Origin of the sequence: Blastococcus jejuensis (assembly GCF_039534705.1) — a bacterium.
Classification (GTDB): Bacteria; Actinomycetota; Actinomycetes; order Mycobacteriales; family Geodermatophilaceae; genus Blastococcus_B; species Blastococcus_B jejuensis.
Map to the genome: position 1 here is coordinate 37,792 of NZ_BAAAVV010000004.1, position 22,840 is coordinate 60,631.

Below are 22,840 nucleotides of genomic sequence, written 5' to 3' on the forward strand. Positions count from 1 at the left end.
GGTGACGCAGGAGGCGCGAGGGCGCGGCCACCACGCACTCGATCCCCGCCGCCTCCAGCGCCCGGGTCAGTCCGAACCCGGTCGGGCCGGCCTCATGGGTGGCCTTGACCGGGCCAGGCAGCGACCGCAGCCAGCCGATGACGTCCTCGTGCGCCGGCGACAACCGCGCCGGTAGCACCTCACCGGTCTGCACATCCAGACCGCGCCCCACCATGGAACGGGCATGAACATCCAGACCGACACTCGTGCGCTGACCATTCACTGGGGCCTCCCACGCCTGGGGCTCTACCGCCAGAGCCCACCCTTTGCGGTAACCCACGATCAGCCGTGGTGGGGCCCCAGCCCCCATACCGTCTGAGCCCACGGTGCGAGAGGGTGGCGGTGCCGACGTCGTCAGCTCGGAGCGGCGGCGCGAACTCGGTCGGCGATCAGGTCGGCGACGACGTCAGGGCGGGTGGCCAGCGGACTGTGCCCGCACGGCCATTCCACCGTGCGGCTCGCCCGGCCCGCCATCGCGCGCTGCAGTTCCGGGTGCACGACCTCGTCCTCGGTGCAGACGACATACGTCGACGGCCGGGATCGCCAGGCGATCGACTCGGGCACCCTGCGGAACAGCAACCGGTCGACCGGGCGCACCCGGGCCATCGCGGCCGATGCGACCTCGGCCGACGCGTCGTTGTAGACGAGGCGCGACCCCCACTCGGGATCGAGGTGCACCTCGCTCCCGACGACACGCATCGCCTCGGCGAGACGGGTCTCCGGCAGGTCCCTGCCCGGACGGGTGCGGCTGACGGACTCACCGTCATCGAGCTGGAACGCCGCGATGTAGAGCAGTTCGCGCACGAGCGGGTGTTCCCCGGCCTCGGTGATCACCGCTCCGCCGTACGAGTGCCCGACGAGCACCGCGGGCCGGTCGAAGGCGTCGAGCGCCTCGCGGGTCGCCCGCGCGTCGGCGGGCAGGTCGGTGAGCGGCAGCTCGACGGCCACGCTGTCGACGCCCCGCTCGGCGAGGGCCGCGCGGACCTCGTCCCAGCACCAGGCCCCGTGCCAGAGGCCGTGCACCAGGGCGGCACCGACGTCGGAGGTCACCCCACGAGCCTGCGGCATGCCGTCCAGCACTCGCCAGTCGCGTCCCCAGAGGGTGCATCGCCCGACCCCGCGGGATGCAGTATGTTGCACTAACAGGCGCATCGGACGGGAGGTGGCAGATGGCGCAGACGGGAATGGTCAACGCGCTCATCGGCGAGCGCGTCCGGCAGCACCGGACCGCTCGAGGCTGGACCCTCGACGAGCTTGCCGACCGCTCCGGGGTCAGCCGCCGGATGGTGATCACCATCGAGCACGGCGAGGGCAACCCGAGCATCGCGACCCTGCTGCGGATCAGCGACGCCCTGGGCGTCGGACTGCCGGTGCTGGTCGACGTCGAGCGTCCCCACGGGTTGACCGTCACCGAGGCCGGGCGAGCGCCGGTGCTCTGGCGCGGCCCGCGCGGCGGGCAGGCGCTGCTGGTCGCGGGCACCGAGCCACCCGACGTCGTCGAGCTGTGGGACTGGGCGATGCACCCGGGAGAGGAGCACTCCAGCGAGGCGCACAGCGCCGGAACTCGGGAGCTGCTGCTCGTGCTGGACGGCCACCTCGAGCTCCGCGTCGGGGAGCGCACAGAGCGGTTGACGGCCGGCGACTCCGCGGCGTTCGCCGGCGACATCGCCCACGGGTACGCCGCACCGGCCGACGCGTCCACACCCGCACGGTTCGCCCTGACCGTTGTCCAACCCCACGTCGGCGGAGGCCGGAAGTGACCATTTCTCCCGGAGCCGAGTGGCTTGCCGCTGCGAGCGTCGATCGGGCGGTGTTCGACCTGCGGCCGGACTACCGAGCGGTGCTGCTGACCGCCGACGGCCTCTGCGGCGGCCCGAGCGACGCGGCCAGCGACCGCATCCTGTCCGATGCCGAGAGCACGGCGAGACGGCTGCTCGACGGGCAGGCGCCCGAGCAGCTGCCGCACCTGGCCGCCTGGCGGGAGGCGTACCGGGCCTTCGGAGCCAAGCCGCAGCGCACCCGGCCCAGCGTCGAAGCGCTCCTGCGCCGCCTCGAGCCGGCCGGGCTGCCGCGCATCGACCGGATCACCGACGTCTACAACGCCGTCTCCATCGCGCACCTGCTGCCCCTCGGCGGGGAGGACCGCGCCGCCTACGTCGGGCCGCCGCGGCTGGTCCGCGCCGAGGGCGGGGAACCGTTCGACACCACCGCAGGCGGCGAGCCGGTCGTCGAGCACCCGGACGCCGGCGAGGTGGTCTGGCGCGACGACGACGGCGTCACCTGCCGCCGCTGGAACTGGCGGCAGTGCACCCGCACCCGGATCACGACGGGGACCAGCAGCGCCGTCTTCATCCTGGACGCGCTCGATCCGCTGTCCGACGACGCGGTCCACGCCGCGGCCGATGCCCTCACCGAGGCCCTGCACGCCCTCAGCCCGGACGCCACCATCCACCGCCGGTTCCTCGCCCGCGAGGAGGCGCCGCCGAGGGACGAGGCCGGCCTGGCCTGAGGGCACCGCGGTCAGGTCGCCTGCACCAGATCCCCGCTGACCTGCCACAACCGGGCCGCCGCCCGCTCGTCGGAACTGCGCTCGGATGACTTCCGGGGCCGGCAGTCGGCGAAGTACCGGCCGGTGACCCGCTCGAGGTCGGGGGCCGAGGCCAGGTGGATCGACGTGGTGGCGCCCCGGGCGGGGGACTTCATGAACGGCCGCAGCAGGGGGACGGCGAGGCGCTGGGCGCGGCCGGGATCCTCCGCGCCGAAGGAGGTGCTGACCACGCCCGGATGCAGGGCGTTGGCGGTGACGGCGGTGCCCCGCAGGCGCCTCGCGAGCTCGTAGGTGAACAGGACGTTGGCGAGCTTGGACTGGTTGTAGGCCCGCGCTCCGGAGTAGGAGCGCTCACCCTGGAGGTCGTCGAAGTCGATCCGCCCACCGGAGTGGGCGTGCGAGGAGACCGTGACGACGCGGGCCGGGGCGCTCCGTATCAGCCGGTGGAGCAGCAGGTCGGTGAGCAGGAACGACGCGAGATGGTTGACGGCGAACGTGCGCTCGAGTCCGTCGGCGGTGACGTGTCGGGTGTTCCAGTATCCGCCGACGTTGTTCACCAGTACGTCGATCCGGTCGAGCTGCCCCAGCACCTCCTCGGCCATCCGGCGGACCTCGGACTGCGATGACATGTCGGCGACGAAGACCGCCGCCGGGCCGCCGCCGGCTGCTTCGATCCCGCGGGCAACCTCGTCCGCGCGCCGCCGGTCCCGGCCGGTGATCGCGACCCTGGCGCCCAGCGCGGCCAGGCCCAGGGCGGTCGCCTTGCCGATGCCCCCGGTGCCGCCGGTGACCAGCACCGTCCTCCCGCTCAGCGGCCGCGGGGCGGTCACGCCCTGGCCTCGACGGGTGTGCGAGCCCGGTCCTGGCCGGGAGTCGCGCGGTGCGGCAGGAGCAGGTGCAGCAGCACCCCGGACAGGGCGGAGAAGGTCACGGCCCCGTACGCGCCGTAGATGGTGAACTGGTCCTCGACGCTGATCCCGCCGAGGGTGGTGGCGGTCCACCCCAGCGCCCACAGCGCGGGCATCGCGGCCGCCCATGCCCAGCGCCGGTGCGTGACCGAGGGCAGTGCCAGGGCCTGCGCGACACCGAGGACGGCGCCGGTGAGGGCGCCCATCAGCGCCAGGGACCCCAGGGAGGTCCGGTAGCCGACGGTGGCGGCGCCCAGGAGCAGGCCGAGACCCATCCCGACGGTGGTGGCGGGAACCCACCGTCGGATGTCGAGCCGGCCCCGGCCGGCCAGCGTCTGCCCGATGCCGAGGACGAGTCCGGCCACCGCGCCACCGCCGAGGGCGGCGAGGGGGCTGTCGACACGTCCGGCGACGGCGGTGCCGGCGAGCCCGGCGATCGGGAAGGCGATGAACCCGGCGGTCCAGAGCAGCCAGGTGCGCACGGCGTCCGGCCGGGAGACGCGGGGGAGAGTCATAACGCTGAGCTCCGCTGGCCGGCCGGGGCCGACCGCTGTGCGGGCGGCATCACCGGCACGCCGCCCGCGGCAGGGGAGGGCGCCGGGCGGAGGGCGCCGCGCAGTCGGCCGATGCTGATCGTGGACATGAGTCCCCCTGAACGGTGTACAGAGTTTGTACGGTGTGCAGGAGAGTTCTACTGTGGGGTGAGCGATGTCAAGGGGGGCGTCCGTGCCCGTGCCTGCACCACCGACGGAACGCCGTCGCGGGCCTCGACGGGCCCTGACGGAGGACGACATCCTGGACGCGGCACTGAGCCTGCTCGACGAGGGCGGCGCCGATGCCGCATCCGTGCGCGGCATCGCGGCCCGGGTCGGGGTGGCACCGAACGCCGTCTACACGTACTTCCCGGACAAGGCGGCGGTCGTCAAGGCGCTCGTCGAACGGCTCCTCGGCGAGGTCGACCACGACGTCTTCGCCGACCGCAGTCGCCCCTGGCGCGAACGGGTCGAGGCACTGGCCCTCGACCTCCGGCAGCACCTCTCGGCTCACCCGGGCGCGGTCGGTCTGATGATCGGCGGGCCCATGGACGGCCCCCAGGCACTCGCGCTGAACGAGCGGCTGCTGGAGCTGCTGGCCGACGCCGGGCTCGCCCCGGCGGACGCTGCCCGGGCCTCCTACCTGCTCATCGTCTACGTGTTCGGCTCCATCGCGCTGGAGGTCGCCGACGTCCACGAGCCCGGGCCGCTTCCGGCCGAGGCCCAACGGATAGCGGGCCGGCAGGCCGCGTTCGCAGCGACCCCGCCTGACGCGTACCCGCGCAGCTCGGCAGCAGCCACGACCATGGCCGGGTACATCTCGACCGAGCAGTACCTGTGGGGCCTCCACCGGATCCTCGACGGGCTGGTCACCCGAGGAGGGGCATGACGGGGGAGTGGTCGACGTCGACGGACCCGGCTGAGACGATGCGGTGCGCGAGCCCAACGCTGTGCCGCGAACATCTGGTCCCGTCGGCGGGAGGTCCTGGCCCCTCGGGGAGGTGGTCATGACAGGTCCGCTGCTCGAGACCAAGCTCCACGTCCCCCGGCGACGGCGCGCCCTGGTACCTCGCCCGCGACTGAGCGACCGTCTCGCCCGTGCCGACGATCCGGCCCTCGTCCTCGTATCGGCGCCGGCCGGGTTCGGGAAGACGACCCTGCTGACCGAGTGGCTGGCGGCCGCCGCGGCGGAGGGCCGGACGGTCGCCTGGCTGTCGCTCGACGAGCGCGACAACGATCCGGCGGTGTTCTGGCCCTACCTCGTGGCGGCGCTGCGCTCGGCGGTGCCGGAGGTGGGAGCCGGGGCGCTCGCGCTCCTCGAGTCGAGGCAGTCATCCACCGACGCGGTGGTCGCGACGCTGCTCAGCGAGTTGTCCGCCGCGCCGGGCGAGGTCGTTCTCGTGCTCGACGACTACCACGTCATCGAGTCGGCCCAGGTGCAGGAGGGCGTCGCCTTCCTGCTCGAGCACCTCCCGCCGCTGATCCGCCTGGTCGTCGCGACACGGGTCGACCCGGCGCTGCCCCTCGCCCGGTTGCGCGCACGGGGCGAGCTGGTCGAGATCCGGGCCGCCGACCTGCGGTTCTCGCAGGACGAGGCAGCGGCCTACCTCGGCGACGTGATGGGGCTGGCGCTGACCGCCGACGACGTCGCCGCCCTGGACGGGCGCACCGAAGGGTGGATCGCCGCGCTCCAGCTCGCCGCTCTTTCGTTGCAGGGCCGCGACGACGTCTCCGGCTTCGTCGCGACCTTCGCCGGGGACGACCGTTTCGTCGTCGACTACCTGGTCGAGGAGGTGCTCGGACGCCAGCCCGACGCCGTCCGCAGCTTCCTGCTGGAGACGTCGGTGCTGAGCCGGCTCTCCGGTCCGCTGTGCGACGCCGTGACCGGTCGGGACGGCGGCCGGGCCATGCTGGAGGCGCTCGAACGGGGCAATCTCTTCCTGGTCCCGCTCGACGACCGCCGTCGCTGGTACCGCTACCACCACCTCTTCGGTGACGTGCTGCGCGCGCGCCTGATGGACGAGCACCCCGGGTCCATCGCCGTCCTGCACGCGCGGGCGAGCGACTGGTACGAGCGACACGGCGATCCGGCCGAGGCGATCTCGCACGCCCTGGCCGCAGCGGATTTCGAGCGCGCGGCCGACCTCGTCGAACGCCAGCTGCCTTCCCTGCGCAAACAGCGACGGGAAACCACCCTGCGGAGCTGGCTGGACGCGATACCCGACGCGCTGTTGCGCGTCCGGCCGGTGCTGGACGTCGGCTACGTCGGGGCGCTCATGTCCGTCGGGGACGTCGACGGGGTGGAGGACCGCCTGCGGGACGCCGAGCGGTGGTTGGAGGCATCAGCAGGGGACGGCCCGGCCGGGGCGATGGTCGTCGTGGACGACGAGGCGTTCCGCCGGCTCCCCACCGAGGTCGCCATGTACCGGGCCGCCCTGGCCCTGGTGCGCGGCGACGTGGCCGGTACCCGTACGCATGCCGGGCGGGCCCTCGAGCTCGCCGAAGCCGACGACCACCTCGGCCGCGGGGCCGCCGCCTGCCTCCTGGGGTTGGCGTCCTGGACGACCGGTGATCTCGTGGGTGCCCACCGCTGGTACGTCGACGGCCTGGCGAGCCTGGAACGGGCCGGGCACCGCTCGGACGTGCTCGGCGGCACGATCACGCTGGCCGACATCCGGATCCCGCAGGGGCGTCTCCACGAGGCGATGCGGCACTTCGAGCGGGGACTGGCGCTGGCGAGCGACCCGGCCGGGCCCGTGCGGGGGGCGGCGGACATGCACGTCGGTCTGAGCGAGCTGTTCCGCGAGCGCGACGACCTCGACGCCGCCCGACGGCACCTGACGATCAGCCAGGAACTCGGCGAGCACGCCGGGCTGCCGCAGAACCGGTACCGGTGGCGGGTCGCGACGGCCCGGCTGCGGCTGATCGACGGGGACCACGCCGAGGCACTCGAGCTGCTCGCGCAGGCCGAGCGCGTCCACACGACCGACTTCTCCCCGGAGGTGCGGCCCGTCCCGGCGGTCAGGGCCCGGATGCTGCTGCAGCTGGGCCGGCTCGACGACGCGCACGCCTGGGTCCGCGAGCGGGGGCTGACCCCCGACGACGAGCTGAGCTACCTCCGCGAGTTCGAGCACGTCACGCTGGCCCGCGTGCTGCTGGCCGAGCAGTCCGAGCCGTCGCTGAACGCGGCGACGCGGCTGCTCGAGCGGTTGCTGCGCGCCGCGGAGGACGGCGGCCGAGCCGGGACGGTCGTCGAGGTCCTGGTGCTCCGGGCGCTGGCCGCCCGGGCGGGCGGGGACCTCCCGGCCGCCCTGGACTTCCTGCGTCGCGCGCTGGACCTGGCCGAGCCCGAGGGCTACGTCCGCGTCTTCGTCGACGAGGGGCCGCCGATGGCCGCGCTGCTGGCCGCGGCGCTCCAGCGGGGGAGTGCTCCGGGCTACGTCCGTCGGTTGCTCGCCGCCGTCCGTGCGACCTCGGTGCCGCGGCCGCGGCAGCAGGGCGTCGTCGACCCGTTGAGCGCGCGCGAGCTCGAGGTGCTCCGGCTGCTCGGCACCCACCTGGACGGACCGGAGATCGCCCGCCGGCTGTTCGTGTCGGTCAACACGCTGCGCACCCACACCAGGAACATCTACGCCAAGCTCGGCGTCAACGGCCGTGGGGCAGCGGTCCGCCGGGCCGCCGAACTCCACCTGGTCGAGGCCCACGACCGCTGACCGTCGGCGCATCCGGCCGATCACCATCCCAGGTCACCACATCGTGGTGATCCCCCCTCACCACCTCCGCTCCTAGCTTTCGGGCGCACCACCTGGAAGCCACCGAGCAGCGAGGTCCCGATGAGCGGCAGATCGACCGACCACCCCGGGCGGTACGAGATCCGCGTCCGGGGGCGCCTCGAGCCCCGGTGGGCCGCCTGGTTCGAGGGGATGACCCTCGCCCCCGGGGACGACGGCACGACCGCCATCTGCGGCCCCGTCGTCGACCAGGCTGCGCTGCACGGCCTCCTGCGGAAGCTCCGCGACGTCGGACTCCCGCTGATCTCGGTCACCCAGGTCGAACCGGACCACCCCCGCACGACCCCCGGAAGGACATCGCCATGACCACCATCACGCACCCGCCGGCCCCGGCCGGTACATCGCCCGACGTGATGCGCCGGACCTCCCTGGCCGCCGGCATCCTGTACCTGCTCACGTTCGTGTCGATCCCGACGCTCGCCATCTTCCAGCCCGTGCGGGAGCGGGCCGGATTCATCCTGGGCGCCGGCAGTGACAGCGGTGTCCTGTGGGGAGCGTTCTCCGAGGTCGTCGTCGCGCTGGCCGGCATCGGCACGGCCGTCGTCCTCTACCCGGTGGCGAAGCGGGTGAGCGAGACGGCCGCCCTCGGGTTCGTCACCGCCCGTGTGCTGGAGGGCGCCCTCATCATCAGTGGCGTCGTCAGCGTCCTCTCGGTGCTCACCCTCCGGAACGACGTCGCCGGCACCCCCGGCGCGGACGAGGCGTCGCTGCTCACGGCCGGCCACACCCTGGCCGCGACCTACGAGTGGACGTTCCTGCTCAGCCAGAGCCTCATGCCGGCGTTCAACGCGCTGTTCCTGGGCTTCGTGATGTACCGGTCCGGGCTGGTGCCGCGCATCCTGCCCCTCCTCGGGCTCATCGGCGCCCCGCTGCTGCTGGCGGCCGACAGCGCGATCTTCTTCGGCGTCTTCGACCGGACCGGCCCCATCGCGCTCGCCGCGCTGCCGATCGCGGTGTGGGAGTTCTCGCTGGGCGTCTACCTGACCGTCAAGGGCTTCAGGCCCGCCGCCGTCGCCGCGCTCGCGTCCGCGCGGTCGCCCCGATGAGGGCCGCGGTGTACCGCCGGTTCGGCGGTCCGGAGAACGTGCAGGTCGAGCAGGTGCTCCCGCCGTCACTGGGTGCGGACGACGTCCTCATCCGGGTCCGGGCGAGCACCGTCAGCGCCGCCGACCACCGCGCCCGCAGTCGCGAGGTGCCCCGCGGCCTCGGGTTGCTCGCGGCCTTCGGGATCGGGGTGGTCCGGCCGAAGCGTCGCGTGCTGGGGATGGACGTCGCCGGCGTCGTCGAGGCCGTGGGCGAGGACGTCACCCGGTTCGAGCCCGGCGACGAGGTGATCGCCATGCTTGGTGCGGCGTTCGGGGGGCATGCCGAGTACGCCAAGGTCCGGCAGGACGGCGCCATCGCGCGCAAGCCCCGGAACATGACGTCCGAGGACGCCGTGACGCTGGTCTTCGGCGGGCTCACCGCCCGCGGATTCCTGGCCCAGGTGGAGCTCGTGCCGGGCGCCACGGTGCTGGTCAACGGGGCGTCGGGCGCCGTCGGGAGCGCGGCGGTGCAGCTCGCGAAGCACGCGGGGGCGCACGTGACCGGGATCTGCAGCGGTGGCAACCGGGAGCTGGTCACGTCGCTGGGCGCCGACCGCGTCATCGACCACACGACCGACGACGTCACATCGTCGGCCGACACCTACGACGTGATCGTCGACTGCGTCGGCAACGCCCCCTTCGAGCGGGTCGGGCACCTGCTCAACCCTGGGGGTGCATTGCTGCTCGTGATCGCCGACCTCCCGGCGATCCTGCGGGCGCCGCTGCGCAGCAGGAGGACCGGGAAGCTGGTCACCGCCACCGTCGGGAAGCCGACCGCGGAGGACCTGGCGTTCCTGGTCGACCTCGCCGAGGCCGGTCACTACCGGGCGGTCCGCGACCGGACCTTCGACCTCGACGAGATCGCCGCGGCGCACCGTTTCGTCGACGGGGGACGCAAGCGGGGCAACGTCGTCCTCCGGATAGCCGCGCACCATCCCGACCGGGCTGGGGCCGGTTGCCGGCCGGGCACGGTCCCCGTCGTGGCCGAGTAGCCGGACCGTCGAAGCACCGCGCCGGCCCTTGCGTGGGCCGGCGCGGCGGTCGACCATCGTGCCCACGCGCGTCGCCTGCCAGGGGGTCCGATGGAGAAGCGGGAACCGGACACGTCCGGCGACTACGGCTACGACCTGGTGCACGAGTCCGTGGGCGCTGCCCGGCCCCCGGCCCGGGGGAGCGGGGCCGACGACGCGGAGCGCGCCGCCCGCAGCGGCGACCAGGACGGCGACTACGGCTACGACGAGGCCCACGACTTCTGATCAGCCGGGGCGGTGCCAGCGGGCCCGGCCCCAGACGGCCAGCAGCCCCAGCGGGACGGCGACGATGCCGGCCAGCAGGAACACCGTCCGGTAGTCACCCGCGTCGGCCAGATCGGCCACGGCCACGGTCGCCAGCGAACTGCCGGTGAACAGCGACCCCGCGAACAGTGACACGACCGCGGCGCGCGCCGAGGGCAGCACCTCGGTGGCCCACGTCTGCAGCGAGGAGTGCATCGCCGTCCAGGCCAGGCCGAGCAGCAGGGTGACCAGCAGCGCGACGACCGGGGAGCGGGAGAACGTCAGGACGGCGCACGACGCGAGCGCCGACACCGACCCGAGCGCGATCAACCGTGCCGGGTGCTGGCGCCGGGACAGCCGGCCGACGATCCCGGCGAACACGAAGACCGCGACGCCGTAGACGGCCGTGACGGCCCCGGCCACCGCGGCCGTCGCGCCGGCGGCCTCGACCGCCGCCGGCAGGAGGGTCAGCACGCCGAGGAGCACCGCACCCTCGAGGAAGGCCAGGCCGAGCACGAAGACCGCCGTCCGCGACTGGAGCACCGCCAGGAACGGAGCGGCCAGGTTGCGGTGCGTCCGGGTCTCCTCCGGCGGGGGCAGCCGGCGCAGCATCCAGGCCAGGACCAGTGCCGAGACGCCGGTCAGCACGAAGGCCAGCCGCCAGGTGGCCAGCTGCGCGATCAGACCGCCGGCGACCGAGGCCGATCCGGTGCCGATCGCGACCCCCACCATGAGCCGGGTGATGCCCTGCTGCCGCCGGTCGGGCGGCACCGTGTCACCGAGGTAGATCAGGCTGGCCGGGTAGGCCGCGCCGAAGAACCCGCCGGCCGCCGCGCGGGCGATGCCGAGCGCCAGCGGGCTCCAGGCGAACGAGCACGCCACCGCGGCCAGGCCGGCGCACAGCAGCGTCAACCGCATCGTGCGCACCAGGCCGATCGAGTCCGAGACGATCCCCCACACCGGCTGCAGCAGGCCGTAGGCCAGGAAGTAGGCGCCCGCGGCCTGCACCACCGAGGTGAGCGACGCGTCGAGGTCCAGCGCGATGGCGATGAGCATCGGCGGCATCGCGAAGCGGTCGATCGTGCTGACGAACGCGGTCAGTTGCAGGAGGCGGATGGGCGCCAGGCGGCCGGAGGAGCCCGACGGCATCAGCGGGCCCGGGGGAGGGGCGGCATCAGCTCGGCCCCATCACCGTCGCGGGGTCGATGCCCAGGTCGGTCAGGACCGCCCGCGCGGCGTTGCGGCCCGGGCGCCCCGAGACCGAGCCGCCGGGATGCGTCGTCGCCCCGGTGGCGAACAGTCCGGGCACCGACGTCCGGTAGGACAGCCAGCCGGGGATGATGCTCCCGTCGGGCAGCTCGAACTCGCCGCCGTGGCAGGACCCTCCCAGGTTGTGCACGTTGTGCGCGGCGACGTCGACCGGTGACTCCGCGCGCACCGCCAGCACCTCGGCGTCGGCCAGCCCGGTCGAGCGGGCCCGCACCAGGTCCATCAGCTGCTCGGCGTACCCGTCGCGGGCCGCCGACCAGTCGCGCCCGTCGCTCCGCTCGTACGGCGCGATGGTGAGGATCTTGAACGTGCCGCCGCCGCCGGGCACGCGCGTCGGGTCGACCACGCTCTGGTTGACGACGAGCAGCCAGGGGTCGGTCGCGTCGGGCTCGCCCCGGTGGAACGCGTCGATCTGCCGGGCCAGCCCCTCCGGGGTGCCCAGCCCCGCGGCGACACTGGCGACCGGCCCGGAGTGCGTCGGGTAGGTGAGGTCCCCCCGCAGCGCGGCGTGCACCGCGAACACGCTCAGTCCCGGCCGCCACTGGTCCCGTGCCGCGACGAGGTCGGCGGGCGGCGCCGCCGCCGGTCCGGAGCCGTCGAGCATGCCGGCCAGGCGGGCCAGGTGGGCACTGGAGACGACGGCCCGCCGGGCCCGCACGCGGGCGCCGTCCGCCGTCCGGACGCCGGTGGCGCGGCCGCCCTCGACCTCCACGCACTCGACCGGGGCCGAGCAGACCACCCGGCCGCCGGAGTCCTCGATGAGCCGGACCAGCGCGTCGGGCAGTGCCCCCGAGCCGCCGCGCGGGGTGGACCACCCGAACGACAGCCGACCGGAGGTCAGCGACGAGGGCAGGAAGCCGGTGCCCGGCCGACGCGGGTCCTGGATGGTGGCCATGGCCATCCACAGCACGAGCGCCCGCACGGTCGGGTGCGCGAACCGCTCGTGGACGACGTCCCAGGCGCTCCGGGCCCGCAACGCGCGGTACCGGCCCGCCGCCTCGGACTCGCCGAGGTCGAAGCCCGAGCTCCACCGCCCGTGCACCGCGGCCAGCCCCCCGGTCCACTCGGTGACCATGGCGCGGAGGGCGCGCGCGTCGGCCTCCGACCAGCGGGCGATCTCGTCGCACGTGGCGTCGAGGTCGGGCCGCATCACCAGGCAGTCGCCGTCGGGCTGCGGCATCACGACGGCGGGGTCGGTGAGCACGTACTCCAGCCCGTAGCGGGACAGCAGACCGAGCTCGTCGTCGCGCATCAGCGGGTTGGACTGGATCAGCACGTGCGCGCTGGAGCACGAGTCGTGGGCGAACCCCGGCAGCGTCAGCTCCTCGGTGATGGTGTCCCCGCCGGGGGCGGGGCCGGCCTCGAGCACGAGGACCTCCAGACCCGCGGCCGCGAGGTAGCCGGCGGCCACCAGCCCGTTGTGGCCGGCGCCGACGACCACGACGTCGACGTCGACGGGCAGGGCGATGCCTGGCGTGGTGGCTCCCGTGCGGGGCTGCGAGGTGTCGGCGGCCATCTCGATCGGCGTCCCCTCGAAGGTGGGCGGTCCTGTGACACCTGCGGCGCACGCGGCGGGGAGGTGCACGGGCCTCGAAGCTGCAAACGGGTGCTGAGCAAGTTACGGCATCGACTTGCGCTGGACGCTTGACAGGATGTGGTTGCCATCACAACGATCGCCCTCGCACCCGCAATCGATTGCGGCCACCAGGAGGAAGCATGACTCACTCGAGGACCAACCGTCGGCTGCAGGCGATGGCAGCCACCAGCATCGTCGTGATGGGCCTGGCCGCCTGCGGGAGCGACGGCGGCGGCTCGGGGTCGGACTCCGACGAGCCCATCAAGATCGGCACGTCGCTGCCGCTCACCGGTGAGTTCTCCCAGCCCGGCACCGCGGCCCAGCAGGGCTACCAGGTCTGGGAGCAGATGGTCAACGATTCCGGCGGCCTGCTCGGGCGCGACGTCGAGCTCATCATCAAGGACGACGCGTCGAACCAGAACACGATCGTCGCCGACTACAACGCCCTGATCAGCCAGGACAACGTCGACCTGCTCCTCGGCACCTTCTCGTCGCTGCTGAACCTGCCGGCCTCCGCCGTCGCCGAGCGCAACCAGATGCTCTTCATCGAGCCGGCCGGCGGCTCGCCCGACATGTTCAACCGGGGCTTCGAGTACCTGTTCTTCGCCCAGCAGGCCACGGCCGACAAGCAGGGCAAGGTCTTCGCCGAGTGGATCGCCGCGCTGCCGGAGGACCGGCGGCCCGCGACCGCCGCGTACCCGACCATCGACGACCCCTTCGCGGCCCCGAACGTCGAGGGCATCCGGGAGATCCTCGAGGCGGCCGGCGTCGAGACGGTCTACCAGGAGACCTACGCGATCGACACGAAGAACTTCGACACCATCGTCACGGCCATGCAGGCCGCGCAGCCGGAACTCGTCGTCCACGGCGCCGTCTTCGAGGACGGCGTGGGGCTGGTCCGCTCGATGCTCCGCGCGAACTTCAAGCCCACGTGGCTCTACCAGACCTCCGCGCCGTCGCAGGGCACGCAGTACGCCGAGGCCATCGGCGAGGAGAACACCGAGGGCGTCATGTTCGCCATCAGTCACGCACCCGAGGCCGACACCCCCGGCAACGAGGAGTTCGTCGCCGCGTACGACGAGATGTTCGGCGGCCCGCCGCCGGAGGACGCCGCGGACGCCTACGCCGCCGGTCAGGTCCTGCAGGCTGCCGTCGAGGCCGTCGGCAGCATCGACGACCAGAAGGCGCTGGCCGACTGGGTGCGCGAGAACAAGGTGACGACGATCCTCGGCGACCTCGAGTGGAACGACGACGGCAGCCCGATCGGTGAGTTCCTCATCGGCCAGTGGCAGGACGGCCAGGTCGAGTTCGTGCTGCCCGAGGACTTCGCCACCACCGACAAGATCGTCGAGGGCTGGATGCCGGGCGGCGGCGCGTGATCGGATCCGCTGGCACGGATGCCGAGCGGTAGCGGAGAGACGACATGCCGAGCGCTAGCGAGGAGATGACGTGACCCAACTGGTCCAGGACCTGCTCCTCGGACTGCTGCTGGGCGGTGTGTACGCACTGGTGGCCGGAGGCCTGACCCTGATCTTCGGGGTCATGCGGGTGATCAACCTCGCCCACGGGGCCTTCCTGATCCTCTCGGCGTTCATCACCTACACGTTGTGGGACGCAGCGGGCATCGATCCGCTGCTGTCCATCCTCATCACCACGCCGCTGGTGTTCGCCCTGGGCTGGGTCACGTACAAGGTGCTCGTGGCCCCGATCAGGACGGCGCCGATGGTGTCGACGGTGCTGCTGACCTTCGGGCTGGCGCTGGTGCTCGAGGGCGCGATGGGCACCTTCTGGGGGAACAACTCGACGGCCGTGCGGCCCAGCTACGCCGACGAGTCGTTCCGGTTCGCCGGGATCTTCCTCCCGAAGGCCCAGGTGTACGGCGGGATCGTGGCCGTGCTCGTGCTGGCCGTGCTGTTCGTCGTCCTGACGAAGACGTGGCTGGGCCGGGCCATCCGTGCCGCGGCGATCAACCCCACCGGGGCCGAGCTGGTGGGGATCAAGGTGGCCGGCGTGGCCGCCCTGGTCTTCGCCATCGGGATCGCCGCGGCCGGAGCCGGCGGCGCCATCGTCGGCGTGCTGTACCCGTTCGTGCCCGGCGCCCACTACCAGTGGATCGCCCGGCTGCTCGCGATCGTGGTGCTCGGGGGCATGGGCAGCCTCGGCGGCGCCATCCTCGGGGCGATCATGTTCGGTGTCGCCGAGACCCTGGCGGCGGCCTACATCTCGCCGTCCTGGGCGACCGCGGTGCCCTACCTGATCGTGTTCGCCGTCCTGCTCGTCCGGCCGCAGGGCCTGATGGGCTCCCGTCTGCGTGAGGATGCGGTGGCCGCATGAACGAGTCCGCCCGGGCCCTCGCGAGCCCGCTGTGGGTCGGCCGTGCGCTGGTGGCCGTCGCGGCGGTGCTGCTGATCGCGTTCCCGCTGATCAACGACGACGGCTACTACCAGAACATGATCATCCTGTCCCTGGTCTTCGCGGTCGGGGCCAGCGGGCTGAACATCATCACCGGGTTCGCCGGCTACGTGTCGCTGGGGCAGGGGGCGTTCGTCGGGCTCGGTGGCTACACCGTCGGCGTCCTCGCGACCCGTTTCCCCGACACCTCGGCCTGGGTGTGGGTGCCGGTGGCCGGCGTCGTCGCCGCGGTGGTGGCGCTCGTGCTCGGCCTGGTGTCGCTGCGCTCCCGCGGCCCGTCGTTCGTGATCATCACGGTCGCGTTCCTGTTCCTCGTCCAGGTGATCGCGGTCAACTGGGTCGACCTCACCGGGGGGACGGCGGGGCTGACGCTGCCGCTGCCCACCTGGGACCGCTCGATCATCAACGTGCCCTTCTACTACGCGCTGGTCGGCATCCTGGCCCTGCAGTTGCTGATGACCTGGTGGATCCGGCGCACGAAGCTCGGCATGGGGCTCATCGCGATCCGCGAGGACGAGACCAAGGCCGCCGGCATCGGGATCAACCTGCCGGTCGAGAAGATCATCGGGTTCGTCGCCAGCACGGTGTTCGTCGGCATGGCGGGCGCGGTCTACGGCTACTACCTGACCTTCATCGACCCGCGCGGGATGTTCAGCATCCTGATCAGCGTCCAGATCATCCTGTCGCTGCTGATCGGCGGCCGGGGGACGCTGTGGGGCCCGGTGCTGGGGGCTTTCATCATCGAGCCGCTCAACGAGGTCGCCAACAACGACTTCGGCGGGGGCAACACCCGGCTGTTCCTGTTCGGCGGCCTGCTGATCGCCGTCGTGATCTTCCTGCCCAAGGGGATCCTCCCGGCGCTGGAGGGCTTCCTCTACCGGCGGCGGACCGAGGGCAAGGCCGGGCTGGTCGGGGCCCGGATCGGCACCGGAGGCAGCCTGCAGTCGCTCAAGGAGCGGGCCGAACCCGCCGCGGCCCGCAGCGGCCGGCCGCTGCTCGAGGTCGAGGGGCTGGTCAAGCAGTTCGGCGGGCTCCGTGCCGTCGACAACTGCTCCTTCGTCGTCCCCGAGGGGTCGATCACCGGCCTGATCGGGCCGAACGGTTCGGGCAAGACGACGGTGTTCAACCTGATCGACGCCACGTTCGCCGCCGACGCGGGGCGGATCACCTTCGACGGGGAGCGCATCGAGCGGCTCGCGCCCTGGGCGCGGGCCCACCGGGGGATCGGGCGGACGTACCAGATCACCCGGCTGTTCGGCGAGATGACGGTGCTGGAGAACGTCGTCGCGGCGCAGCGCTCGTTCTCCTGGTCGCAGCTCGGCAAGATCGCCGTCAGCGGCCCGGAGGCGGCGGCCGCCGAGGAGCTCCTGGAGTTCGTCGGGATGCGCGCGTTCCGCGACCAGAAGGCGCACGCGCTGTCCTACGGCCAGCAGAAGCTGGTCGAACTGGCGCAGGTGCTGATGCTCGACCCGAAGCTGATCATGCTCGACGAGCCGGCCGGCGGCATCAACCCGGTGCTCATCGAGCGGATGGGCGAGATGATCCGGGAGCTGAACTCCTACGGGAAGACGTTCCTCATCGTCGAGCACAACATGCCCTTCGTCCTGGACCTGTGCGACCCCGTCCACGTGCTGGCCCGCGGCGCCACGATGGCCACCGGGACCCCGGCGCAGATCCAGGCCGACCCCGCCGTCATCGACGCCTACCTCGGTGACGACTTCCAGCTCGAGGCACAGGAAGCGCGCTGATGCTCACCATTCGCGGAGTGGTCGCCGGCTACGGCGGGGGAGACGTCCTCCAGGGCGTCGACATCGACGTCGAGCGCGGGTCTGTGGTCTGCATCGTCGGCCCCAACGGGGCGGGCAAGTCAACGGTGCTGCGGACGGTCAGCGGGTTGCTCAACCCGCGGCTGGGGGAGGTCGTGCTCCAGGACCGGCCGATCCACCGCAGCACCCCGGCGGAGATCCTCCAGCTGGGGGTGTCGCAGGTGCCGCAGGCCAACGCGCTGTTCGCGAACCTCAGCGTCAAGGAGAACGTGCTCCTGGGCGGCTACATCATCCGGCGCGACCGCAAGCTCGTCGCGCAGCGCTACGACGAGGTGGCGGCGCTGTTCCCGATCGTGGCCGACCGCGCGTCGGACAAGGCGGGCAACCTCTCCGGTGGCCAGCGTCGGATGGTCGAGTTCGCGCGCTCGCTGATGCTCGATCCCGTCCTCCTGCTGCTCGACGAGCCCTCGCTCGGCCTCGACCCGAAGGCACTCCAGGCGGTCTACGACTCGGTGCAGGTGATGCGGGCGAGTGGGAAGACGATCCTGCTGGTGGAGCAGAACGTGCGGTTCGGCATGAAGATGGCCACCCACGGCGTGGTCATGGAGAGCGGGCGGGTGGTGACCCAGCGCCCGGCGGCCGACATCCTGAGCGACCCCGACCTGGCCCAGATGTACTTCGGCGGCACGACCGGCCACGGCCCGTCGGCTCCGCCGCCGGCCACCCCGCCCGGGCAGCCGCCGGTCGTGCCTGCCTCCGGGGCGGTCGCGCCGCAGCCCGACGCCCGCGGCGCCGGGGTCGCCTGAGCGCGCCAGTACCGGAGGCGCGTCCCGGGCCGGTAGGCCTCGGCGGGGCGGGACGTCGGTCGCTGATGGCAAGGCCCGCCGCTCTGCCAGCGTGGGGCCATGTCGATCGATGCACGGATGCCGGTCTGGGACCGCAGGCTCTGCTTCGCCGAGCCGGTGCGCGCCGCGCCGGATGCGACGTTCGCGGCGATCCGCCGGGTCGACTTCTTCCGGTCACCGCTCATCGGCATCCCCAACCGGGCCCGGGTCGGCTTCGACCGCACCTTCCGCCGGGCGGGCACGACGCCGGAGCCGCCGCGGCGATTCGGGTTCGACCAGCTGCTCACCGACGACGGGGGGTTCCATCTCGTCGAGGAGGACCCCGGCCGCGAGATCGTGCTCGGCTTCGTCGGGCGCTGGTGGGAGCGCGGCTACGGGCGGGTGGAATGGGACCCCGCACGGTTCCCGGACCTCGACCTCCGGGGCGTCGGCGTCGGGGGCTGGAGCTTCACCGTGTTGCCCTACGCCACGGACTCGGTGCTCGTGACCGAGATCCGGGTCCGGTGCACCGACGACGAGGCTCGCCGGCAGTTCGCGCGCTACTGGACCCTGGTCGGCCGGTTCGTGTCGGCCATGGGCCGGCCGGTGCTCCGGCTCGTACGCGCGGAGGCGGAGGCGTCTGGTGCTCCTGCCCCGAAACCGGCGACCGTCGGCCGAGAACCGCGCCGGTGAACGTCGCGGCGCCGCCTGCAGGCCTTGATCGGACCCTGCCCGCGGGGCAGGCTGTGAGCCACACCACAGTCCGTGCACCGCCTGGGAGGTCGCCGTGGAAGCGCACGTCGGGGACACGATCATCGTCCGCTCCACCCACCAGGGGGAGTCGGACCGCACCGGCGAGGTGATGGGGTGCCACGAGCCCGACGGCGGGCCGCCCTACCGGGTGCGGTGGGAGGACGGGCACGAAGGCCTGTTCTTCCCCCAGGGCACTGCCACCATCGTCGCCGCCGGCCCCTCGCACAGCTGAGGGGCCGGATTCATGGCGAAGGACACCGGCGCCGCCCCCGAACCGCGGCCCGCCGACAAAGTGCGCAACGTGGCCCTCGTGGGTCACGCGGGCGCAGGCAAGACCACCCTGGCCGAGGCGCTCCTCGTCGCCACCGGCGCGCTGCCGCGGGCCGGGCGGGTGGAGGACGGCACGACCTGCCTGGACACGGAGGAGGTGGAGGTCCGCCAGCAGCGGTCGGTCTCGCTGGGCGTGGCCACGGTGGAACACGCCGGGCACCGGGTCACCCTGCTCGACACCCCCGGGTCGCCGGACTTCGTCGGCGAGCTCCGGGCCGGGTTGCGCGCGGCCGACTCCGCGCTCTTCGTCGTCTCCGCCGTCAACGGCGTCGACGCCTCCACCGTGCAGCTGTGGGAGGAGTGCGCGGCCGTCGGCATGCCGCGCGCGGTGGTGATCACCCAGCTCGACCGGGCGCGGGCCGACGTCGAGGAGACCGTCCGGCTGTGCCAGACGATGCTGGGGGAGGGGGTGTACCCGGTCCACCTCGTCGACCGGGGTCCCGACGGCGCCGTCCGCGGGCTGGTGTCGCTGCTGGACCCGGGCGTCGACGCGCCCGACGCCGACCGGCTCCGGTCGGAGCTGATCGAGGGGATCATCGGCGAGAGCGAGGACGAGGCGCTGATGGAGCGCTACCTCGCCGGCGACGAGCTGGCCCAGGCCGACCTCATCGCCGACCTCGAGACCGCCGTCGCGCGGGGCCACTTCCACCCGGTCCTGTGCGCGGCGCCGCTGGCCGGGATCGGCATGGACGCGCTGCTGGAACTCCTGGTCTCCGGTTTCCCCTGCCCCACGGAGCACGGGTGCCCGCCGGTCACCCGTCCCGACGGCTCGCCCACCCCGGCCATCGGCTGCGACCCCGACGGCCCGCTGGTCGCCGAGGTCGTCAAGACGACCACCGACCCCTATCTCGGCCGCGTCTCGCTGGTGCGGGTCTTCTCCGGCACCCTGCGGCCCGACATCCCGATCCACGTGTCCGGGCACGGCATGAGCGAGCGCGGGCACCCCGACCACGACATCGACGAACGGATCGGCGCGGTCTCCTCGCTGCTCGGCGCCACCCTGCGACCGGTTTCCGCCTGCCCGGCCGGTGACATCTGCGCGGTCGCCCGCCTCGGCAGCGCCGAGACCGGGGACACGCTGTCGTCGCCCGAGGATCCCCGGCTCATGCGCCCGTGGGACCTGCCCACGCCGCAGCTGCCGGTGGCCGTCGAGGCCGCGTCCCGCGCCGACGAGGACCGGCTGGCGACCGCGCTGGCCCGCCTCGTGGCGGAGGACCCGACCGTGCGGCTGGACCGCCGCCCCGACACCGGCCAGCTGCTGCTGTGGTGCGTGGGGGAGGCACACGCCGAGGTGCTGCTCGAGCGACTGCGCACCCGCCACGGCGTCGCCGTGACCACCGTGCCGGTGCGCGTGCCCATGGTCGAGACGCTCGCCGGCAGTGCCCAGGTCACCGGTCGGCACGTCAAGCAGTCCGGCGGGCACGGCCAGTATGCGGTCGTGGTCGTCGACGGGGAGCCCGGCCCGCCCGGCTCGGGGGTGGTCTTCGAGCAACGCATCGTGGGCGGCACCGTGCCCAGCCAGTTCCACTCCAGCGTCGAGAAGGGCATCCGGACCCAGGCCGAGCGGGGGGTCAGCGGCGACCGCCCGATCGTCGACGTGCGCGTCACCCTGGTCGACGGCAAGGCGCACTCGGTCGACTCCTCGGACGCGGCGTTCCAGGCGGCCGGCGCCCTCGCCCTGCGCGAGCTGGCGGCGGCGGCCGGCACGCGGGTGCTCGAACCCTGGTGCGAGATCGAGGTGCTCGTCCCGGCCGAGTACGTCGGGTCGGTCATGAGCGACCTCTCCGGCCGGCGCGCTCGGGTCACCGGCAGCGAGGCCGACCCGACGCGCGACCGGACGACGGTGCGCGCCGAGGTGCCGGAGATCGAGCTGCTGACCTACCCGGGCGTGCTCCGGTCGGTGACCCACGGGACGGGCAGCTTCGACCGCCGTCCCCTGGGCTACGAGCCCGCGCCGGCCAACCTCGCGGTCCCCGCCTGAGGCACGCCGATGGTCCCGGCTCCGTGTGACGCCCGGGGCCATCGGTGCGCCGCCTCCCGGCCACGGCTCGCGGGACACTAGCCTCGGGGGCGGTGGCAGCGGGCTGTCGGGCGGTCTGGAGGAGTCGTGACGTCGTCGAACGGACCGTCGGCGGCTGCCCGCGTTCCTGACACCGCGACCGGGGAGTCCACGACGTTGGACCGTGACGCGCTGCCCGAGCGGGTGTGGACGCTCCCGAACGCGCTCTCGGTGCTCCGGCTGCTCGGGGTTCCGCTGTTCCTCTGGTTGCTCCTCGGCCCCGAGGCCGACGGCTGGGCCGTCGCCGTGCTGATGATCGCCGGGATCACCGACTGGGCCGACGGCAAGCTCGCCAAGTGGCTGAACCAGTACAGCCGCCTCGGCGCCCTGCTCGACCCTGCGGCCGACCGGCTCTACATCGTCAGCACCCTCGTCGCGCTCGCGCTGCGGGAGATCGTGCCGCTCTGGGTCGTCGTCCTCCTGGTCGGCCGGGAGCTCATGCTGGGCGTGGCGCTGCTGGTGCTGCGCCGCCACGGGTACCCGCCGCTGCAGGTCGCCTACCTGGGCAAGGCGGCGACGCTGCTCCTGCTGTACGCGTTCCCCGGGCTGCTCCTCGCCGCCGGTGAGGGCTGGCTGGCGACGGCGATCGAGCCCTTCGCGTGGGCGTTCACGATCTGGGGGACGGCGCTCTACGTCCTGGCCGGGGGGCTCTACCTGATCCAGGTGGCCGGTCTGGTCCGCGCCGAGCGCGCCGCTGCCGGCGTCGGGACGGCTCCATGAGCCGGACGCCACGGGGTGGGGGCCTGCGGTCGATGGGCGCCTCCCTGCTCGACGACGTCCTGGCCGAGACGCTCGACCCGGCGTACGCGCAGGCTGCCGCGCGCCGGGCCGGGACCGAGCCGTCGCGGCCCGCGCGCGGCCGCGGCCGCGTGCTCGTCGCCCTCACGATGGTCGGCGCCGGGCTGCTGGTCGCCGTCACCTACGACCAGGCGGCGGCGACCGCGCAGGGCCGGCAGCAGGTGCGCGCCGCGCTCGTCGACGACATCCAGCTCTCGTCCGACGTCGGCGACGACCTCACCGCCGAGCTGGAGGACCTGCGCCTCGAGGTCGGGCGGACCCGCGACGACCTGCTGGCGGCCAGCGCGGTCGGTCAGCAGGCCCTCGACGCCCTGGCCCGCGCCGAGCGGGGTGCGGCGGCCGTCGCGGTCACCGGTCCGGGGCTGCTCGTCACCCTCGCCAACGCCGAGAGCGACGCCGACGACGACCCGGTGGGCGGCACCACGGAGGTCGACCCGAGCGGCAGGGTCCGTGACGGCGACCTCCAGCTCGTGGTCAACGCGCTGTGGGCCGCCGGCGCCGAGGCGATCAGCATCGACGACCAGCGCCTCGGCGCCACCACGGCCATCCGGTTCGCCGGCGAGGCGGTGCTCGTCGACTTCCGGCCGGTCACCAACCCGTACGAGATCCGCGCCATCGGCGACCCCGACGACCTGGCGGCGGGGTTCCTCGAGAACCCGCAGGTCATCGCACTGGCCGACGTCTCCAACACGTTCGGCCTGCGGTTCGAGTTCGCCAAGGTCGACGAGCTGACCCTGCCCGCGGCCAGCACCCTCGAACTGCGCGCCGCCTCGCCGGCCGGCGACCCGGACGCACCGGGCACCGACCCGGACACCGAGCCAGGCACCGAAACAGGCACCGAAACAGACACCGAACCAAGGCCCGGAGGCTGACCC

Annotated in this window: 22 protein-coding genes; 17 read left to right on the plus strand and 5 right to left on the minus strand. The window is 73.3% G+C overall.

Features of this window, described 5'->3' with window-relative positions:
- Window positions 1–393: 393 nt before the first annotated feature.
- Complete coding sequence (locus ABD644_RS09750) at window positions 394–1,089, minus strand: alpha/beta fold hydrolase (RefSeq protein WP_344688652.1); 696 nt, start codon at window positions 1,087–1,089, stop codon at window positions 394–396.
- A 119-nt stretch (window positions 1,090–1,208) separates the two neighbouring features.
- On the opposite strand from ABD644_RS09750, the gene ABD644_RS09755 reads away from it, so the two are divergent.
- On the plus strand, window positions 1,209–1,799 hold the full coding sequence (locus ABD644_RS09755) for a helix-turn-helix domain-containing protein (protein WP_344688653.1): 591 nt from the start codon (window positions 1,209–1,211) through the stop codon (window positions 1,797–1,799).
- Window positions 1,800–1,849: 50 nt separating this feature from the next.
- Window positions 1,850–2,548 carry a B3/B4 domain-containing protein gene (locus tag ABD644_RS09760; protein ID WP_344688654.1) on the plus strand — a complete coding sequence of 233 codons (699 nt, stop codon included), beginning with the start codon at window positions 1,850–1,852 and terminating at the stop codon, window positions 2,546–2,548.
- A gap of 11 nt (window positions 2,549–2,559) precedes the next feature.
- On the opposite strand, the gene ABD644_RS09765 is transcribed toward ABD644_RS09760, so the two are convergent.
- Entirely contained in the window at window positions 2,560–3,417 is an 858-nt protein-coding gene (locus ABD644_RS09765; RefSeq protein ID WP_344688655.1) for an SDR family oxidoreductase, read from the minus strand.
- The gene (locus tag ABD644_RS09770; RefSeq protein ID WP_344688656.1) at window positions 3,414–4,010 is read right to left on the minus strand and encodes a hypothetical protein; all 597 of its coding nucleotides are present in this window, start codon (window positions 4,008–4,010) and stop codon (window positions 3,414–3,416) included. Before ABD644_RS09770 ends, ABD644_RS09765 begins: the two co-directional genes overlap by 4 nt.
- 211 nt (window positions 4,011–4,221) lie before the next feature.
- Here ABD644_RS09770 and ABD644_RS09775 point away from each other — a divergent pair, with 211 nt between their 5' ends.
- From ABD644_RS09775 to ABD644_RS09800, 6 genes are all read left to right on the plus strand, one after another.
- Window positions 4,222–4,917 (plus strand): TetR/AcrR family transcriptional regulator, encoded by a 696-nt coding sequence (locus ABD644_RS09775; protein WP_344688657.1) that lies wholly within the window; start codon window positions 4,222–4,224, stop codon window positions 4,915–4,917.
- 118 nt (window positions 4,918–5,035) lie between these two features.
- Complete coding sequence (locus ABD644_RS09780) at window positions 5,036–7,741, plus strand: winged helix-turn-helix domain-containing protein (RefSeq protein WP_344688658.1); 2,706 nt, start codon at window positions 5,036–5,038, stop codon at window positions 7,739–7,741.
- A 120-nt stretch (window positions 7,742–7,861) separates the two neighbouring features.
- On the plus strand, window positions 7,862–8,125 hold the full coding sequence (locus tag ABD644_RS09785; RefSeq protein ID WP_344688659.1) for a hypothetical protein: 264 nt from the start codon (window positions 7,862–7,864) through the stop codon (window positions 8,123–8,125).
- Window positions 8,122–8,865: a DUF4386 domain-containing protein gene (locus ABD644_RS09790; protein WP_344688660.1), complete on the plus strand. Its 744-nt coding sequence runs from the start codon at window positions 8,122–8,124 to the stop codon at window positions 8,863–8,865. The genes ABD644_RS09785 and ABD644_RS09790 overlap by 4 nt, the downstream gene beginning before the upstream one ends.
- Complete coding sequence (locus ABD644_RS09795) at window positions 8,862–9,896, plus strand: NAD(P)-dependent alcohol dehydrogenase (protein ID WP_344688661.1); 1,035 nt, start codon at window positions 8,862–8,864, stop codon at window positions 9,894–9,896. The genes ABD644_RS09790 and ABD644_RS09795 overlap by 4 nt, the downstream gene beginning before the upstream one ends.
- Before the next feature lie 90 nt (window positions 9,897–9,986).
- Window positions 9,987–10,160, plus strand: a complete 174-nt coding sequence (locus tag ABD644_RS09800) for a hypothetical protein (protein ID WP_344688662.1) — start codon at window positions 9,987–9,989, stop codon at window positions 10,158–10,160.
- Here the strand turns inward: ABD644_RS09800 and ABD644_RS09805 are convergent, their stop codons facing one another.
- Entirely contained in the window at window positions 10,161–11,327 is a 1,167-nt protein-coding gene (locus ABD644_RS09805; protein WP_344688663.1) for an MFS transporter, read from the minus strand.
- Between the two features lie 25 nt (window positions 11,328–11,352).
- Window positions 11,353–13,032 carry a phytoene desaturase family protein gene (locus ABD644_RS09810; protein ID WP_344688664.1) on the minus strand — a complete coding sequence of 560 codons (1,680 nt, stop codon included), beginning with the start codon at window positions 13,030–13,032 and terminating at the stop codon, window positions 11,353–11,355.
- Between the two features lie 131 nt (window positions 13,033–13,163).
- On the opposite strand from ABD644_RS09810, the gene ABD644_RS09815 reads away from it, so the two are divergent.
- From ABD644_RS09815 to ABD644_RS09855, 9 genes are all read left to right on the plus strand, one after another.
- Entirely contained in the window at window positions 13,164–14,402 is a 1,239-nt protein-coding gene (locus tag ABD644_RS09815) for an amino acid ABC transporter substrate-binding protein (RefSeq protein WP_344688665.1), read from the plus strand.
- 70 nt (window positions 14,403–14,472) lie between these two features.
- Entirely contained in the window at window positions 14,473–15,357 is an 885-nt protein-coding gene (locus ABD644_RS09820; RefSeq protein ID WP_344688666.1) for a branched-chain amino acid ABC transporter permease, read from the plus strand.
- Window positions 15,354–17,183: a branched-chain amino acid ABC transporter ATP-binding protein/permease gene (locus tag ABD644_RS09825; RefSeq protein ID WP_344688667.1), complete on the plus strand. Its 1,830-nt coding sequence runs from the start codon at window positions 15,354–15,356 to the stop codon at window positions 17,181–17,183. The genes ABD644_RS09820 and ABD644_RS09825 overlap by 4 nt, the downstream gene beginning before the upstream one ends.
- A complete protein-coding gene (locus tag ABD644_RS09830) occupies window positions 17,183–18,007 on the plus strand; it encodes an ABC transporter ATP-binding protein (RefSeq protein ID WP_344688668.1) in 825 nt (274 codons plus the stop codon). The genes ABD644_RS09825 and ABD644_RS09830 overlap by 1 nt, the downstream gene beginning before the upstream one ends.
- A gap of 99 nt (window positions 18,008–18,106) precedes the next feature.
- The gene (locus ABD644_RS09835; protein WP_344688669.1) at window positions 18,107–18,718 is read left to right on the plus strand and encodes a hypothetical protein; all 612 of its coding nucleotides are present in this window, start codon (window positions 18,107–18,109) and stop codon (window positions 18,716–18,718) included.
- A 94-nt stretch (window positions 18,719–18,812) separates the two neighbouring features.
- Window positions 18,813–19,010 carry a DUF1918 domain-containing protein gene (locus ABD644_RS09840; RefSeq protein ID WP_344688670.1) on the plus strand — a complete coding sequence of 66 codons (198 nt, stop codon included), beginning with the start codon at window positions 18,813–18,815 and terminating at the stop codon, window positions 19,008–19,010.
- 12 nt (window positions 19,011–19,022) lie between these two features.
- A complete protein-coding gene (locus ABD644_RS09845) occupies window positions 19,023–21,089 on the plus strand; it encodes an elongation factor G-like protein EF-G2 (RefSeq protein WP_344688671.1) in 2,067 nt (688 codons plus the stop codon).
- A gap of 126 nt (window positions 21,090–21,215) precedes the next feature.
- Window positions 21,216–21,887 (plus strand): cardiolipin synthase ClsA, encoded by a 672-nt coding sequence (clsA, locus tag ABD644_RS09850; RefSeq protein WP_344688672.1) that lies wholly within the window; start codon window positions 21,216–21,218, stop codon window positions 21,885–21,887.
- Complete coding sequence (locus tag ABD644_RS09855; RefSeq protein WP_344688673.1) at window positions 21,884–22,837, plus strand: DUF881 domain-containing protein; 954 nt, start codon at window positions 21,884–21,886, stop codon at window positions 22,835–22,837. Before clsA ends, ABD644_RS09855 begins: the two co-directional genes overlap by 4 nt.
- Window positions 22,838–22,840 lie beyond the last annotated feature (3 nt).